Genomic DNA, 15,799 nt, shown 5'->3' with positions numbered 1-15,799 from the left:
TAGGGTTGATTCTTTATTCTTTGTCGTTTTCCTTGTTTGTGGTATATTCTTTAGGTAAAAATCCAAATTTTTTCTTGAAACATTGGCTAAAGTATTTAGGGTCATTGAAACCTACAGAATAGGCCAGCTCGGAGACACGTATTTTTTTCTTTTCTTCCAGTAGGCGGAATGCAGCCTGCAGGCGTATGCTTGATATGAATGTAAGAGGTGTCATATCGGTCAGTTGTTTCAGCTTTTCATTTAACGTACTTCTGGACATTTGCATTTCCTTGACAAATGTCACTGTATCGAAATCCACATCGCTCAAATGTGCATTCACACATTCGATGGCTTTCTTTAGAAATTCTTCATCTTGGCTTGTATAGTCTACGTGTTTGGCTTCAAAAATCAGTTGTTTTCTGGAATCACCATTGTGGGCCTCACTTTTCTTCAGTAGGTTCTCTATTTTGGCGAGCAGGACTGAAATATTCAGCGGTTTGCATATATATCCGTCTGCTCCTGCTTCATATCCTTCAATTCTATCGATATCGCTGGTTCTGGCAGTTAGCAGGATAACCGGAATATGTTTTGTCTCGAATTTTTCTTTCACTTTCTTGCATAGTTCAAATCCGTCCATTCCTGGCATCATGACGTCGGACACGATTATATCTATATTCTTGTCCTCCAGTTGAAGTAAAGCCGTTTCACCGCAGGAAGCTTCTGTAAGGTCAAAATAATCTGTAAGGATGCGCCGCATGACATTCCGTAGCTCTTCATTGTCTTCTACCAGCAATAAGGAAGGCTTTTCTTTCTTGGAACCATGGTCTGGGAATGCCGGGATGGTATCTGCAGGTAAATAGTTGGTTTCTTCCTGTTGGGTATTCGATTCCACATTCGCATAGTTTTCGTTTTCTTCATCAATTTCTTCTTTGCTATAAGCGTCTTTGTTTATGGGAATTAATATAGTAAACGTATTTCCTTTTTCTTTGTCGCTCTCCACTTTAATCTGTCCATGATGTAAGAGGGTAAGATCTTTCGTCAAAGACAGTCCGATTCCGGTTCCAATGGTGTGGAATTTACGATATTCCCCTTCATAAAATCTTTCAAACAGATGTTTCAGTTTATTTTCAGGTATCGGTTCTCCTGGGTTGCTGATGCTTATCTGGAACAGCTTTTGTTCGCTTTGATAGGCCTGGGCTATCGTAATTGTCTTATTTTCTGTTGTATATTTGGCTGCATTAGATAAAAGGTTGTAAATGATTTTATCTAATTTGTCATGGTCAAAATAACCTTGGTATTCGGTATTCATGTTTTGAAAGGCAAAGTGCAGATTTCTTTTTTTTACCAATGGGGTAAAAGCTTGTGCGGAATGTTGGAGGAAAGTCGTTAGGTTACCGTAGGAAACCTTTAGCTTCTGACGTCCGTTTTCCACTTTTCTGAATTCCAGTATCTGCTGTATTAATCGCTTCAACCGCAATAGGTTGTCTTCTATTTCCGGCAGTGAGTTCCGAGTTTCCGGGAAATGTATTTTTATTTCATCAATAGAAGCGGATATAATGGATAAGGGAGTCAGTAGCTCATGGGTGATATTGGTGAAGAATTGCAGTTTGCTATGATTGATTTCCTCATTTTTCTGGCGCTGCATATTAGCCCATTCTACCATTTGTTGCAAATGGATTCTTTTGCGTATGATTCTGTAAGCGTACCATATCAGTAGGGCGAAAAGAATGGCATAAATGCAATAAGCCCACCAAGTTAGCCAGGGAGGAGGTAATATTGTGAGGGTTACAGAACGTATGTTGTCCGACCATAATCCATTCGGATTGCTTCCTTTTACAGAAAAGGTATAAGTACCTGCAGGAAGATTGTTATAGAATGCGGCAGGCTGGTAACCTTCCGTGGAAATCCATTGATTATCATATCCTTCCAGCTTGTATTCATATTTATTCAGTAGAGGGTTGATATAGTTTAATGCCGAGAATCCGATACTGAAATTATTTTGTTTGTATGAGAGAGTTATATGTTGTGTATATTCCAGGGATGAATCCATTATTTTTTGCAGTTCCGTGTCTGCCATGTGTGAAATGGAGGTGTTGTAGATTTTCAAGTCGGTTAATACTACAGGATATGAAACTGTATCATAATTGATTTCTTCCGGAAAGAAACTGTTTATGCCGTGTACCCCGCCGAAATACAGTTTGCCGTCTTGTCCTTTGGCACAGGCGTTCCGGTTGAATATGTAATCTTGCAGTCCGTCTTCGGTGGTGAATGCCTGTATGTTGTTTCCTTTTTTCGTTTTATCAATATGAATCATTTCAGAGGTCATGGTAACCCATAGTCCTTTCTGGTTGTCTTCGAGTATGCAAGATACCACTTCCCCCTTTTTCATTGCATTGGGTAATGCATTCTGAAAACAATCTTTGTGAGGATTGTAAACATTTAGTCCTTTCCCATTTGTACCTGCCCAAATGGTATTCTCGCTGTCAATATACAGTGTCATGGCACCCACAGCTTCTGCATTCCCGAGGTTGATGCTGTATTGTTTGGTGACGAATTTATGGTTCTTGGGAGTGATTTTCCAAATACCTGAATTAGGAGTTGCAGCCCAGATATTGCCGTCTTTGTCTTCTTGCAAACGGAATATGGATTCTTTGGGAGGAATATAGGAGCCGTTTTCTATCAAGTCGTTCAGTGCATACATTTTCCTTTTGATGTCGAGTAAAAAGATGCCGCTTCGGGTTCCCAACCATATATTTCCGTGATTATCCTCAAATACGGAGTAGATGCACACATCCGTCAGTTGTGGATAAGAGTCAATGTTGATTTCCCGCACTTTTTTCCCGTCAAAAATCCAAAGTCCGTCATCCCATGTGGCGAAGCAATATTCGTCTTTACCTTTGAGACGAATGATTTCGTTGATGGTTGATACGGGAGGTAATTCTTTAAATGCTTGCATTTGGTTGTAGGGAATGACTTCTTGGCTCCGGATGTTGTATTTTACAAATCCAAATCCCATGATGCCTATCCAGATCCAATTATGGTCGATAGGGCAGATTGCTCTGACCGATGCGCTGGGAAATATGTCGCGTATGGTTCTCAGCGAATTCAGGTTGAATTTCCGGGTATTGGTGTTGGCTACACGGATTCCTCCTCCAAGCATTCCTACCCACATCAAGCCGTCAGTGCTGGATAGTAATGCATCCACTTCATTAAAAGGGAGATGTCCGCTTTTGTCGCTCGGATAATAATTGGTAAATGTTCCGTTTTCAGATTCCATGATGCTGAGTGCACTTCGAGAGCCAATCCAGATTTTTCCGGTGTTTTTGTCTTGAGTGATGGCATAGATAATATTATCTGCAATGCTCGATGGGTTATTTGTATCATGGGTGTATCGGATAAATCCATAGTGTTGCATGTCGTATGGATTCTGCATTTTTAATAGGCCATACCTCCATGTCCCAATCCATATATTTTCATTCTTATCCTGAAAAATGACATGTGCGGAATTGCTGGGACATACATTATGATAAGTGTAAAGTTGTTGTCGCATAGGGTCATAGCGGTAGAGTCCTTGGCTCCATGTACCAATCCAAATATGTCCTCTCTTGTCTTCTAGTATGGATTTGACGTCAATGTTTGTTTCAAACTTATATTGGGTGAAACTGGCTTCATTTTCTTTCTTTATGAACAGGCCTTTGTTGGTTCCTACCCATACCGCTCCTTTGTGGGTGCATGTGACTGTCTCTACATTTGTCACTTGCGGATGTGGAAGCGAAATTTTTTCTATTTTATCGTTCTTCTTATTCAGTTTGTATAACCCGTTATGGGTGCCAATCCATAGATTGCACTGGTAATCCTCTGCAATGGTATTGATGAATCCGTCAATTGATTTTTCACTGCCTTCAGGTCCTGCATGGTATACTTTGGTGGAATAACCGTCATAGCGTACCAGTCCGTTATAAGTGGCAATCCAAATGTAGCCTTCTTTGTCTTGAAAAAGATTCCGGACTTCGTTTGTGGGAAGTTGTATGAGGTTCCTTAGTGGGCTGAAGTTAATATATTCTGTGGAAATAGTGGAATTTCCCCATGCAAAAATGGAAATTAAGGTAAATATTGGGTATAGTAGAAGATGTCGTTTCATGGTATTATGCAAATAATAAATGCAAATTTAGAAATACTATTTGTTAATACAAAAAAAATGAAAAAATAGAGTTCAATCGTTTCATTTATCAGGAAGGGAGATGTTGGGAGTAATTTTGGCCGGATATAAAGTGAAAATCCTCTCATTCCGTGCAGGAATAAGAGGACTTTGCGTAAAATGAATTTGAATTTATCTCACTTGAATTACCAGATAGCGTGATACGCTCCAGAATTCATTCGGATTGTTGATTTTCAAGGTCAATTGTCCTTTGTCATCTTTCACAAGTTCGTAAGAACCTTGCGGATGAGTGGTTAGCAGTTCAGCACGTTTGGAATAGAGTTTGATTTCCTTTTCCTTACGGATATCAATCTGTGTGAAATAATCTTTGTTGAATTCGTTGTCTTTCAAGACATCTCCTTTCTTCAGGATTTTCTGGTCTTTCAGTTCAGATTTCGTTCCGAATACATACCAGGCAGTGTTCAGTGCTTGGTCCTGTGCTTCCACTGTCTTTGTCTTGGCCTCGTTTTCAGCGCTCAGCTCGTCTACGTTTTTGTTCAAGTCCATGACCGCTTCGTCCAGTTCGGCGATACGGATGTTCTTGGCAGCCAGTTCTGCCTGTAATGTTTCAATTTGCTGTTGTTTGGCAGCCAATTCTGCGGTCAGGTTTTTGATGGCTTTTTTCAGTTGTGCGGACTGGTAATTGCTTTTTTTCAGCTGTGCTTCCAGTTTGGCAATCTGTTCACGGTTCGATTTCAGTTTTTCGCTGATAAAGCGGATATCTTCTTTTATTTTGTCGGCAGCCGACTGGCTTTCGAGGGTACCTTCTTTCAAGTCTACACGGTTTTCAGCTTCATTGATTTCGCGGAATCCTTCCTGAATTTCATTAAAAGATCCCATGATTTCGTCCAGCTCTGTGTCGCGGTTGGAAAGTTCAAGCATCAGTGAATCGTTCTGGGCTTGCAATGTGCTTTTGTCCTGGCTGGAATTGTTACATGCTGTCAATAATGCGGCAGCACATAAAGCAGATAAAACAACCTTTCTCATAACTTTTTAATTTAGAATTATAATTTAGTTTTCTTTTCCTCCAAGTATGATGACGATTTCTCCTCTTGGTTCAGTCTCTGTGAAGTGGGCAATGACTTCCTGTAAAGTGCCCCGTACGCTTTCTTCATGTATTTTGGAGATTTCACGGCATACGGATACCGGACGGTCTGCACCGAAAATCTCAGCAAATTGCGTCAGGGTTTTTAACAGCCGATAGGGTGATTCGTAGAAAATCATTGTGCGTGTTTCTTCTTTCAGACCGTTCAGACGAGTCATTCTGCCTTTTTTTTGTGGAAGGAAACCTTCGAAACAAAAGCGTTCGTCCGGCAGACCGGAAGAAACCAGTGCCGGTACAAAAGCGGTGGCTCCAGGGAGACATTGTACTTCGATGCCGTTTCTTATGCATTCCCTCACTACCAGAAACCCGGGGTCGGATATGCCCGGAGTACCTGCATCGGAAATCAGGGCTACAGTTTGCCCTCCTTTGATGCGGTTGACTACGCTTTCCACGGTCTGGTGCTCATTGAACTTATGATGAGACTGCATGGCATTCTTGATTTCATAATGCTTCAGCAGTATACCCGATGTACGTGTATCTTCAGCCAGAATCAAATCCGCTTCTTTCAGGATGCGGATGGCACGGAAAGTCATGTCCTCCATATTGCCTACCGGAGTAGGTACAACATATAGTTTACCCATTTTCTTTTCTTAATATGTGATAAAGCAAAGGTAAAAAGTTTTCGTCTTCACGCGCCCGATTCATCAAACATTTAACAGAAGTTTTCTCTTTATATCTCCTTTTCGCCACTATTAATAAAAAAACCTCGATTTTTCGGCAGTTTCAACCTATCGTTGTAATTTTGCACTTGTTTTATAGAATGAAGCTATATGGTAGTATTTTCAGAAGACCACCGGGAAGAGACTTGCCGGAGAGGAAGAATAGAAGTGATATGTGGTTCCATGTTTTCAGGAAAGACGGAAGAGTTGATTCGGCGTTTGCGGCGGGCTACTTTTGCCCATCAGCGGGTGGAAATATTCAAGCCGGCCATAGATACCCGTTATTCGGAGGAGGATGTGGTGTCGCACGACAATAATAGCATCAAATCGACTCCGATTGATTCTTCTGCCAGCATTCTTTTGTTTACTTCGGAGATTGATGTGGTGGGTATTGACGAGGCTCAGTTTTTTGATGACGGATTGCCTGAGGTGTGCAATGAATTGGCCAACCAGGGAATTCGGGTAATTATCGCTGGATTGGATATGGACTTTAAGGGGATTCCTTTTGGGCCGATGCCTGCATTGTGTGCCATTGCCGATGAAGTCACGAAAGTACATGCCATCTGTGTGAAGTGTGGAAACCTGGCATACGTGTCGCATCGTACCGTTTCGAACGAGAAAAGGGTTCTGTTGGGGGAAAAAGAGGAATATGAACCTTTGTGCCGCTGCTGCTATCAGAAAGCTTTGAAGCAGGAATTAAGTAAATAGTTGAAAAACAGAATGATGTGTAACTAGGTGAAAAAATATTGAAAAAATATAGCTGCAATATTTGGTAGTTATGATAAAAACATCTACCTTTGCACTCGCAATCGGGAAATGACCGATGCGACAAAGGATTGATTCGCTAGCTCAGCAGGTAGAGCACAACACTTTTAATGTTGGGGTCTTGGGTTCGAGCCCCAAGCGGATCACCAGAAGAGAGAGGCACATTAAGTGGCTCTCTCTTTTTGTTTTAGTGGTTTCTGTAATTGGCTTTCTGGCGGGAGAGCTAAAAATAATAGTACCGTTTTTCTGTGTGATTTAAAAATTTTGTATATTTGTCTTATTCTAAAAGAGAAAAGAAAATATTAGAAGCGTTTTGACATTATCCACAAGTTCAGGAAATCCCCAATTTCGTAACGATAACAATGGATAATACAAAGACGCTCCACGGACTATTTATATTTGCAGTTCAGAATCGAAAATGTATTTATATAATAGGCGTGGGGCTTTATGTATTACTCGGTTATCAAGTATGGGGATACTTCTGAACAGGTAATGCTAAAGTTCCCCACGCTTCACTATATTATAATAACGGCTTTTGGGGGAAGTAAGCTGACAATTGGATTGTATATGAAAGCACTTCATGCTGTAGACCGTGGTTCCTTCTGTAATCGGATTTTTCTCTTCTATTTTTTCTTTGTATTCTGTATCGTCATGAATCTGTTGAGCAAAACTTGTGCCATTTCTTCTTTATAATTAATGTAATGGGCGAGGAAAGCTTGTGAATATCCTCATGATAAGGGCAAGGCATAGGGTGTAGTCGTGTAGTCTGTCGGATGCTGAAAAACATTCAGGCCGCCAAAGGTCTTTTGTCTGTGGATGGGTTTGATAAGATTCTTCAAGAGTTAGAGATGAATGAAAGAAAATAGACGTTTTGTCTGTTTTTTCTAAAAAATGTGTGACAAAATGTCTTTTGTTTAATTTCTGTCTTTGGTTATTTGTTATTTCTGATTGTTAATTCAATACAAAAAGGGAAATTATGGATAAAAGCATAGAAGAAGTTGTCAATGAGCAGCTTAATAATGAAATATGGTCTTCTGGGGTTTACATGGCCTTTCAATTGTATTTTAGTGAACAAGGTATGCCGATGTTGTCATCCTGGTTGGGAATACAGGTGCGGAAGAAAGGTGAATGCATTCGTAGGATGAGCGAATATTTGCTGGCGGGAGGGGGTATGGTCTTTCTGAAGGGGCAGGTCTTCAGGCCTGAAAACAGACTGGAGCCAAGAGCGGCATTGGAAGCCTTCTTTTCTCACGAGCAATATTTTCATCGTCAGGTGAGTGATTTTTTGAGATGGGTCCGTGAGGTGGATGATTCTTCGTTGCGCTGTTTGGCCTTTGATTTGTATGCAGATGAAGTGAATGTCAGCGATTTCTTTTTGGAATTGCTGCGGATACTCGCGAAAGAGTGGAGGAGGATGTTGCCTTTGGAATAAAAGAATAGAATTGACAATAGGATTATTGTGAAACAGAAAATGAGGATGCATGTCATTAAAGGGAATAGGTTGTGAGCGGATATGGAAAGTTTTGATTTTGAGGAGGAGTTGATATCCCTGCAGGGAAAACTTCGCAGTTATGCGTATTTGTTGTTTCCCCAAAGGGAGGATGCGGAAGATTTGATACAGGAAACCTTGTTGAAAGCGCTTGAGAATAGAGAGAGGTATAATGAAAATGTCAATTTTAAGGGCTGGTTATATACTATTATGCACAATATTTTCATCAATATCTGCAAGTCAAAGAAATATTGTCTGTTTCTGAGTCTGTCTGATAGTAACGTGAGTGAGGACATGGCTCGGGCGATGGAATTTGCAGATGATGAGTATAGTTTTAAGGAAATATGTCAGGTGATTGATGAATTGCCCGAAAATCTTCGGATGGTCGTTTCGATGAGGATGAAAGGGTTCAAATACCTGGAGATTGCGAATCGTACCGGGATTCCGATAGGGCTGGTAAAGAGTCGTATCTTCTATGGAAAAAAAAGATTGAAGGAGATGCTGGATGAGTCATAAAATAAAAGAGCGCATCGGGATAACCGATACGCTCTTTTATTTTGCCTTTTTTTCAGGGATAGACTTGGATTACGCGTTTGCACGTTTTTCCTGAATTCTGGCTTTCTTACCAGTAAGTGCACGCAAATAGTACAATTTAGCGCGACGAACTTTACCTACTTTGTTGACAGTGATGCTGTCGATAGCCGGAGATTCCAATGGGAAGATACGTTCAACACCCACTGTACCTGACATTTTACGGACAGTGAAACGTTTCTTTTCACCGTGACCTGAAATTTTGATAACAACACCGCGATACAACTGTACACGTTCCTTGCTACCTTCAACGATACGGTATGCTACTGTGATAGTGTCACCAGCTTTGAATGAAGGATGCTGTTTGCCAGTAGCAAATGCTTCTTCTGCAATTTTAATTAAATCCATGTTTTGTAATAAATTAAATTGTTTGATCGTTACAACGCAACATATCAAGTAACTCTTCTTTGACAGCGATTGCGCGAAAGCGGGGCAAAGGTAGCCATTTTCCATGAAGATGCCAAATGTTTTCGGTGTATTTTATTAAAAAATGAGAACGCTTTCAGATAGCTTTTGTCTGTGTTTCTTTTTTCGCTACTTTTGACTTCAAATAAATCTTATTTTTATGAATTGTGTAAAAATGAAATTAGTAAAAGGTATGGCCGTCGGGTTGCTTGCCGGATGGTTGTTGGCCGGTTGTAGCTCAGGCTATTCGCTGGCGGGTGTTGAAGGTGGACGGATTGCCATAACTGATAAATATGACCGGAATGCCGACCCTGAAGCCTTGAGTATATTGAAGCCTTATCAGCAGAAAGTAGACAGTATCATGAAGCCGGTTATCGGGCATTCGGCAAAGGCTTTGAGTGCCTATCGTCCGGAATCACCTTTGTCAAACTGGATTGCGGATGTGCTTCGTCAGTCGGCCGTGCGGGCCATTGGCAAGCCGGCTGATGTGGCTGTGATGAATATGGGAGGAATCCGGAATGCGATGCCGGAAGGTGAGATTACCTATGGCACTATTTATGAGATTGCGCCTTTCGAGAATGCCTTGTGCGTATTGACGATGGACGGTGCTACTTTGAAGGAGCTTTTTGTGGAGATTGCTTCCGTGCACGGTGAGGGGCTTAGTGGGGCTGCCTTGCAGATTGATGAAGAGGGGAATCTGCTGGATGCAAAAGTCAATGGACGTCCGGTAGAGGAAAAGAAAGTCTACACGGTAGCTACCATCGATTATCTGGCCGAAGGTAATGACCGGATGATGGCTTTCAGGAAAGCGCAGTCGAAGACATTCCCGAAAGATGCGTTGCTGCGGGGACTGTTGCTCGATGCGGTAAAACAGTGCGAGCAGAAAGGACAGTTTGTCTCTGCACAGGTAGAAGGGAGAATAAAAGTGAGTGCGTCCAATTGAACTAGAAAACGAAAGATATGAAAAAGATATATTGTTTGTGGCTGATGTGCCTGTTGGCAGGTGTGTTGGCAGCTCAGTCGGTAAAAGAATTGTATATATTCCACACAAACGACATGCACAGTCGTATAGAACCATACGCCTCTTATTTTCCCGATTCGTTATTGGCGGGAAAGGCCGGTATGCTGCGTCGGGCCACCTTTGTCAAGGAGCAGCGTCGGGAGCACAAGGACATGTTACTGTTTGATTCGGGAGATTTTTCTCAGGGCAGCCCGTATTACAATCTGTTTAAAGGAGAAGTGGAAATCAAGATGATGAACGAGATGGGCTACGATGCCGGGACCATCGGAAACCATGAGTTTGATTTCGGACTGGATAACATGGCCCGTCTGTTCAAGATGGCACAGTTCCCCATCGTGTGCGCCAATTATGACGTGACTGGGACGGTGCTGGAAGGCTTGGTGAAAGAATACACCATTCTGGAACGGGACGGTATCCGCATCGGGGTGTTCGGGTTGAGTCCGGAACTCGACGGACTGGTGGCACATGCCAACTATGGCAATGTGAAGTTTGAAGACCCTGTGTCGGAAGGGCAGCGTGTGGCCGATTTGTTGAAGAATCAGGAACATTGTGATTTGGTGATTTGCCTGTCGCATCTGGGTTGGAAAGGGGAACCTTACTCGGATGTGGAACTCATTGAAAATACCCGTCATATTGATATCGTGCTGGGAGGACATTCGCATTCCTTCTTTGAAGCTCCGGAATTTTATAAGAATCTGGATGGGGTGGAGGTACCCTTGCAGCAGATGGGGAAAAGTGCAGCCTTTGTCGGAAAGATGAAGGTCAAGATGCAGAAAAATTAAAACAAAAGGCAGAATGATAAAAAGATGTTGGTGGAGCTGGGTGCTGTGCAGCCTGATGATAAATGGTATTTTGGCGCAGGAGCCTGCTCTTTTAAAACAGATGCAAGACACGGAAGCCTGCCGGAAATGGGTGGACGAGCAAATGGGGCGTATGACCTTGAAGCAGAAGGTGGGCCAATTGTTTATCTATACGCTTCAACCGGTGACGAACCAGTATACTAAGAATGTGTTGCGTAAGGCCGTGGAAGACTATGCCATCGGAGGCCTGTTGTTTACCGGTGGAGAAGCCGGCAAGCAGGTGCAGCTGACCAATTTTGCCCAGTCGTATGCCTCGGTGCCGTTGATGATTACCTTCGACGGGGAATGGGGACTGGGTATGCGCTTGAAAAATACGCCCTCGTTTCCTTACAACCGGGTATTGGGTTGTGTGCAGAATGATTCACTGATTTATGCCTATGGAAAGGAGGTGGCTCGTCAGTGCCGCTTGATAGGAGTGCAGGTGAACTTTGCTCCCGTGGCAGATGTGGACAACAATCCCAATAATCCGGTAATTAACTTCCGTTCGTTCGGCAGTGAGGCGAAACGGGTGGCCGACAAGGTGGTGGCTTATGCCACCGGACTGGAGGCTGGGGGAGTGCTGGCGGTGTGCAAGCATTTTCCGGGACATGGCGATACGGAAATCGATTCTCATAAGGCACTTCCGAAGCTGAATTTTGACCGTCTGCGTTTGGACAGCGTGGAATTGTATCCTTTCAAGAAGGCTATTGAAGCCGGTGTGGGTGGCGTGATGGTAGGCCATTTGCACGCCCCTACTTTGGGCGAGAAGCCGGCTTCCATCTCGCAAGGAGTGATTATGCGTACGCTGATAGACGAGTTGCGCTTCCAAGGACTTGTGGTGACGGATGCTTTGGAAATGAAAGGTATTGCAGGGCATGAAGATGTTTGCGCAAAGGCGCTGATTGCCGGCAACGATGTGCTGCTGGCTCCCCGCAACCTGAAGAAAGAGATTGACGGGGTCATGACGGCCATTAAAAAAGGGCGTTTATCGGAGGAAGAGATTGACCGGAAGTGCCGGAAGGTACTGATGTTCAAGTACGCTTTGGGGCTTTCTTCCTGGCAGGAGATACCAGTGGAGGGATTTGAAGCGAAAATCAATACCCTGGAGTCGCTGGCGCTTCAGCAAAACCTGTCAAAGGCGGCAGTGACGGTGTTGAAGGACTCTTTGGGCCTTCTTCCGCTCGATTTGTCTGTGTCGGGGACGGTATTGCTGAGTGTGTCTTCTTCCTTGTCGGAGGCATATCCTTTTTATCATCAGTTGCGTGAGGAATTTCCAGTCAGCTGGCTGCATGCGAATGTGGATTCGCTGGAGGCAATCGGAACTCGTCTGCGTCCGGCACAGCGTGTGCTGGTGGCTTTGCACACTGCGGAAATCGAACCTTATGCGCCTTTGCTGGAAAATCTGGCGGCAGACAAACCGCTGGCTTTGGTTTGTTTCGGCGATATGAAGATGCTGGAGAAGGTTCCGGAAGTGGTCCGCCATTCTTCCACCGTCATTTTGGCCCATACGGACGCGGACGATGTGCAGCGTCAGGTGGCCGATTTGTTTTTAGGCAATGCGTATGCCGACGGGCGGTTGTCCATTCCGTTGGCCGGGCTGTTCAAGGCGGGCGACGGAATTACGGTTGATCCGGATGCTCCTCGTAAATATGCCCCGGAAGAGGTGGGGATGGATGCCTCCATACTGGCCCGTATCGATAGTATCGCGGAAGAAGGAATCAGACTCGGGGCTTATCCGGGTTGTCATGTCATGATTTTGCGGGAGGGACTTCCGGTGTACAACAAGTGTTTTGGAAATTATACCTACGGGGGAATGACTCCGGTGAAGGAAAACAGTCTCTACGATTTGGCCTCGCTGACCAAGGTGACGGCTACGCTGCTGGCAGTCATGAAATTGTATGATGAAGGGAAGTTCGGCCTGACCGACCGGGTATCGGATTATCTGCCAGTATTGAAAAAAACGGACAAGTCGCGTCTTACCATTCAGGATTTGCTTTTCCATGAATCAGGCCTTCCGGCTTATCTGCCTTTCTATGAAGAGGCCATCGACATGAAGTCGTGCAAGGGAGAGCTGTTCCGAAAGAAACCCGATAAGAACCATACCCTGAAACTGGCAGAGAATGTATATGCGTGCAAGGATTTCCGGTATAAACCGGAGTGGGTGTCGCGTATTCCGTCGGCAGATTATCCGCTTCAAGTGGCCGACAGCTTGTTTCTGAACAAGGAATTTTGCCGGGAAGTGGTGAAGCAGATTGTGGAGGCTCCGTTGAAAGGGAAATCATACCGTTACAGTTGTCTGAATTTCATGCTCCTGAAGGAGATGGTGGAGAAAATAACAGGTACACCGATGGACGTGTACCTGGACAGCATATTTTACAGTCCGATGGGCTTGAGGCATACGGCTTTCCAGCCTTTACATAAATTCAAGAAGGAGCAGATGGTGCCTTCTGAGGGAAAAGATTTGTTGCGCGGCGGCCCTTTACAAGGGTTTGTGCAGGATGAGGCGGCTGCCTTTATGGGAGGCGTTTCGGGAAATGCAGGTCTGTTTTCTACGGCCCACGATGTGGGCCGGATTGCACAGATGTGGCTGGACAAAGGTATTTGTGGCGACCGGAGATACCTGAGCCGTGCGACGTGCGAACTCTTTACTACCTTGAAGTCGCGTAGCAGTCGCCGGGGGTTGGGCTTCGACAAACCCGATATGGAACATCCGGAAAACAGTCCGTGCACGCCTGAAGCACCTGCTTCCGTGTTTGGTCATACCGGATATACCGGTACTTGTGTGTGGGTGGATCCTGACAACGACCTGGTGTTCGTGTTTCTGAGCAACCGGACATATCCTTCTGCCTTGGAACCGAACAACCTGGTGAAATACAACATTCGGACCCGGATGCAACAGGCAATGTACCAGTCGATAATGCACTGAATCTATTTAGACAGGATATAAATTGGCTAGAAAATGTAAAGTGGATGTGACAACTGATTGGAAAAAGATTAACTTTGCACTATCAATTTAGGACTAATAATAACTTAACTTTTTTACAACAATGGCTTACGTAATTAGTGACGATTGTATCGCTTGCGGTACTTGTATCGATGAATGCCCGGTTGGAGCAATCTCAGAAGGTGACAAATATTCAATCAATCCGGACGCTTGCACAGAATGTGGAACTTGTGCTGACGTTTGTCCTTCTGAAGCAATTCACCTGGGATAATCGAGTCGTCTGTATGACACACAATAGGGGAATCCTTTTCGGGATTCCCTTATTTTTTTGCTGTTTTCAGAGGAAAAGAACGGGTCGGTTTTTGCTCGTGGAAAATGCAAGTGCGTTTGGTTGGAAACGTAAAGGCGTTTAAAGTCAAACGCAAGTGCGTTTCAATGAAAACGTAAGGACGTTTTGTTCTAAACGCAAGTGCGTTTTCAGGGCATAAAAAAACAGCCTCGGGAATATCCCGAAGCTGTTTCGTAATATTTTGTTTTTCAGCTTGTTATTTCAAGCGGGCCAAGGTTTCCTTGATGCGACGCATAGATTCCACGATGTTTTCGTCGGAAGTGGCGTAACTCATACGGATGCACTCAGGTGCTCCGAAGGAAGTACCGCCTACGCAAGCCACGTGGCCTACTTCCAGCAGGTACATAGCCAAATCATCTGCGTTGTTGATCACGCGGTCGCCGTCTTTCTTTCCGAAGAAAGAGTCGCATTTCGGGAACAGATAGAAGGCTCCTTGTGGTACGTTCACTTCAAATCCAGGGATTTCTTTTGCCAGTTTCACAATCAGGTCGCGGCGGCGTTCGAATGCTTTGCGCATTTCTTCTACCGGAGCCTGTGTGCCGGTATAAGCAGCTTCGGCTGCTTTCTGTGATACGGAACAAGGTCCAGAAGTGTACTGTCCCTGCAGTTTGTTCACACCTTTTACAATCCATTCCGGACCGGCGATGAAACCGATACGCCATCCTGTCATGGCGTATGCCTTTGATACACCGTTGATGATGACTACACGGTCCTTGATTTCAGCAAACTGGGCGATGCTTTCATGTTTGCCGATGTAGTTGATATGTTCGTAGATTTCATCTGCAATGACGATGACACGTTCGTGCTTGGCGATGACTTCTGCCAGTCCTTTCAGTTCTTCCTTTGAATATACGGAACCTGTCGGATTGGACGGAGAGCAAAGAATCAGGGCACGGGTCTTGGGAGTGATGGCAGCTTCCAGCTGGGCCGGAGTGATTTTGAAGTCTTGTTCGATGCCTGCACGAACGATGACCGGAGTACCTTCTGCCAGTTTCACCATTTCCGGATAGCTTACCCAGAATGGAGCCGGAACAATCACTTCGTCACCTTTGTTGATCAGTGCCAGGATGGTGTTGCAGACAGACTGCTTGGCACCGTTTGCACAGCTGATTTGAGCGGCGGTGTATTCCAGACCGTTTTCATTTTTCAGTTTTGCCACGATGGCGTTGCGCAGTGCCGGATAGCCGGCTACAGGTGAATAACGAGAGTAGTTTTCGTCAATGGCTTTTTTGGCCGCTTCTTTGATGTGGTCAGGAGTGTTGAAATCCGGTTCTCCCACACTCAGGTTGATGACGTCAACCCCCTGAGCTTTAAGTTCACTACTTTTCTGTGACATAGCCAGTGTAGCCGAAGGCGACAGGCTGTTCAAACGATCTGAAAGTTGGTTCATGTTATTGTGTTATTAAAGTTGGAAATTCTTTGCAAAAGAAGCTAATTTCTTCCACATATAAAAGA

The 15,799-nt window shown here is 44.2% G+C and carries 12 protein-coding genes and 1 tRNA gene; 8 read left to right on the top strand and 5 right to left on the bottom strand.

Annotated elements, in window-relative coordinates:
* Positions 1-13: 13 nt before the first annotated feature.
* From OIM59_RS13900 to rsmI, 3 genes are all read right to left on the bottom strand, one after another.
* Positions 14-4,120, bottom strand: a complete 4,107-nt coding sequence (locus OIM59_RS13900) for a two-component regulator propeller domain-containing protein (protein WP_299171877.1) — start codon at positions 4,118-4,120, stop codon at positions 14-16.
* A gap of 189 nt (positions 4,121-4,309) precedes the next feature.
* Positions 4,310-5,164 carry a hypothetical protein gene (locus OIM59_RS13895; RefSeq protein ID WP_299171874.1) on the bottom strand — a complete coding sequence of 285 codons (855 nt, stop codon included), beginning with the start codon at positions 5,162-5,164 and terminating at the stop codon, positions 4,310-4,312.
* A 24-nt stretch (positions 5,165-5,188) separates the two neighbouring features.
* Positions 5,189-5,863 carry a 16S rRNA (cytidine(1402)-2'-O)-methyltransferase gene (rsmI, locus tag OIM59_RS13890; protein WP_299171871.1) on the bottom strand — a complete coding sequence of 225 codons (675 nt, stop codon included), beginning with the start codon at positions 5,861-5,863 and terminating at the stop codon, positions 5,189-5,191.
* 189 nt (positions 5,864-6,052) lie between these two features.
* Between rsmI and OIM59_RS13885 the strand changes: the two genes are divergently transcribed.
* The 4 genes from OIM59_RS13885 (at position 6,053) to OIM59_RS13870 (ending at position 8,711) form a co-directional block, all read left to right on the top strand.
* Positions 6,053-6,649 carry a thymidine kinase gene (locus OIM59_RS13885; RefSeq protein WP_299171869.1) on the top strand — a complete coding sequence of 199 codons (597 nt, stop codon included), beginning with the start codon at positions 6,053-6,055 and terminating at the stop codon, positions 6,647-6,649.
* A gap of 130 nt (positions 6,650-6,779) precedes the next feature.
* Positions 6,780-6,855 (top strand) — tRNA-Lys (locus OIM59_RS13880).
* 827 nt (positions 6,856-7,682) lie between these two features.
* Positions 7,683-8,138 (top strand): ferritin-like domain-containing protein, encoded by a 456-nt coding sequence (locus tag OIM59_RS13875; RefSeq protein ID WP_299171866.1) that lies wholly within the window; start codon positions 7,683-7,685, stop codon positions 8,136-8,138.
* A gap of 81 nt (positions 8,139-8,219) precedes the next feature.
* Positions 8,220-8,711, top strand: a complete 492-nt coding sequence (locus OIM59_RS13870; protein WP_299171863.1) for an RNA polymerase sigma factor — start codon at positions 8,220-8,222, stop codon at positions 8,709-8,711.
* 69 nt (positions 8,712-8,780) lie between these two features.
* Here OIM59_RS13870 and rplS read toward each other — a convergent pair whose 3' ends face one another.
* Entirely contained in the window at positions 8,781-9,134 is a 354-nt protein-coding gene (rplS, locus tag OIM59_RS13865; RefSeq protein ID WP_022352866.1) for a 50S ribosomal protein L19, read from the bottom strand.
* Positions 9,135-9,366: 232 nt separating this feature from the next.
* Here rplS and OIM59_RS13860 point away from each other — a divergent pair, with 232 nt between their 5' ends.
* The 4 genes from OIM59_RS13860 to OIM59_RS13845 all read left to right on the top strand — a co-directional run bounded on the left by OIM59_RS13860 (position 9,367) and on the right by OIM59_RS13845 (position 14,266).
* Entirely contained in the window at positions 9,367-10,134 is a 768-nt protein-coding gene (locus tag OIM59_RS13860; RefSeq protein WP_299171860.1) for a 5'-nucleotidase C-terminal domain-containing protein, read from the top strand.
* A gap of 17 nt (positions 10,135-10,151) precedes the next feature.
* On the top strand, positions 10,152-10,994 hold the full coding sequence (locus OIM59_RS13855; protein ID WP_299171858.1) for a bifunctional UDP-sugar hydrolase/5'-nucleotidase: 843 nt from the start codon (positions 10,152-10,154) through the stop codon (positions 10,992-10,994).
* A gap of 13 nt (positions 10,995-11,007) precedes the next feature.
* Positions 11,008-13,977, top strand: coding sequence for a glycoside hydrolase family 3 N-terminal domain-containing protein (locus OIM59_RS13850; RefSeq protein WP_299171855.1), 2,970 nt, complete (start codon positions 11,008-11,010; stop codon positions 13,975-13,977).
* Positions 13,978-14,098: 121 nt separating this feature from the next.
* On the top strand, positions 14,099-14,266 hold the full coding sequence (locus OIM59_RS13845; RefSeq protein ID WP_007557742.1) for a DUF362 domain-containing protein: 168 nt from the start codon (positions 14,099-14,101) through the stop codon (positions 14,264-14,266).
* Between the two features lie 274 nt (positions 14,267-14,540).
* On the opposite strand, the gene OIM59_RS13840 is transcribed toward OIM59_RS13845, so the two are convergent.
* Entirely contained in the window at positions 14,541-15,734 is a 1,194-nt protein-coding gene (locus tag OIM59_RS13840) for a pyridoxal phosphate-dependent aminotransferase (protein WP_299171851.1), read from the bottom strand.
* Positions 15,735-15,799: the final 65 nt, after the last annotated feature.

Origin of the sequence: Bacteroides mediterraneensis (genome assembly GCF_025993685.1) — a bacterium.
GTDB lineage: Bacteria > Bacteroidota > Bacteroidia > Bacteroidales > Bacteroidaceae > Phocaeicola > Phocaeicola mediterraneensis_A.
Note: the sequence above shows the minus strand (reverse complement) of the source record. Positions and strands in the feature narration are given on the sequence as shown.

Excerpts from the sequence above, each read along its gene's own strand:
- OIM59_RS13850 (WP_299171855.1), top strand. The coding sequence starts at position 11,008 with ATGATAAAAAGATGTTGGTGGAGCTGGGTGCTGTGCAGCCTGATGATA.
- OIM59_RS13855 (WP_299171858.1), top strand. The coding sequence starts at position 10,152 with ATGAAAAAGATATATTGTTTGTGGCTGATGTGCCTGTTGGCAGGTGTG.
- OIM59_RS13870 (WP_299171863.1), top strand. The coding sequence starts at position 8,220 with ATGGAAAGTTTTGATTTTGAGGAGGAGTTGATATCCCTGCAGGGAAAA.
- OIM59_RS13860 (WP_299171860.1), top strand. The coding sequence starts at position 9,367 with ATGAAATTAGTAAAAGGTATGGCCGTCGGGTTGCTTGCCGGATGGTTG.
- OIM59_RS13885 (WP_299171869.1), top strand. The coding sequence starts at position 6,053 with ATGGTAGTATTTTCAGAAGACCACCGGGAAGAGACTTGCCGGAGAGGA.
- rplS (WP_022352866.1), bottom strand. The coding sequence starts at position 9,134 with ATGGATTTAATTAAAATTGCAGAAGAAGCATTTGCTACTGGCAAACAG.
- rsmI (WP_299171871.1), bottom strand. The coding sequence starts at position 5,863 with ATGGGTAAACTATATGTTGTACCTACTCCGGTAGGCAATATGGAGGAC.
- OIM59_RS13840 (WP_299171851.1), bottom strand. The coding sequence starts at position 15,734 with ATGAACCAACTTTCAGATCGTTTGAACAGCCTGTCGCCTTCGGCTACA.
- OIM59_RS13895 (WP_299171874.1), bottom strand. The coding sequence starts at position 5,164 with ATGAGAAAGGTTGTTTTATCTGCTTTATGTGCTGCCGCATTATTGACA.
- OIM59_RS13875 (WP_299171866.1), top strand. The coding sequence starts at position 7,683 with ATGGATAAAAGCATAGAAGAAGTTGTCAATGAGCAGCTTAATAATGAA.
- OIM59_RS13845 (WP_007557742.1), top strand. The coding sequence starts at position 14,099 with ATGGCTTACGTAATTAGTGACGATTGTATCGCTTGCGGTACTTGTATC.
- OIM59_RS13900 (WP_299171877.1), bottom strand. The coding sequence starts at position 4,120 with ATGAAACGACATCTTCTACTATACCCAATATTTACCTTAATTTCCATT.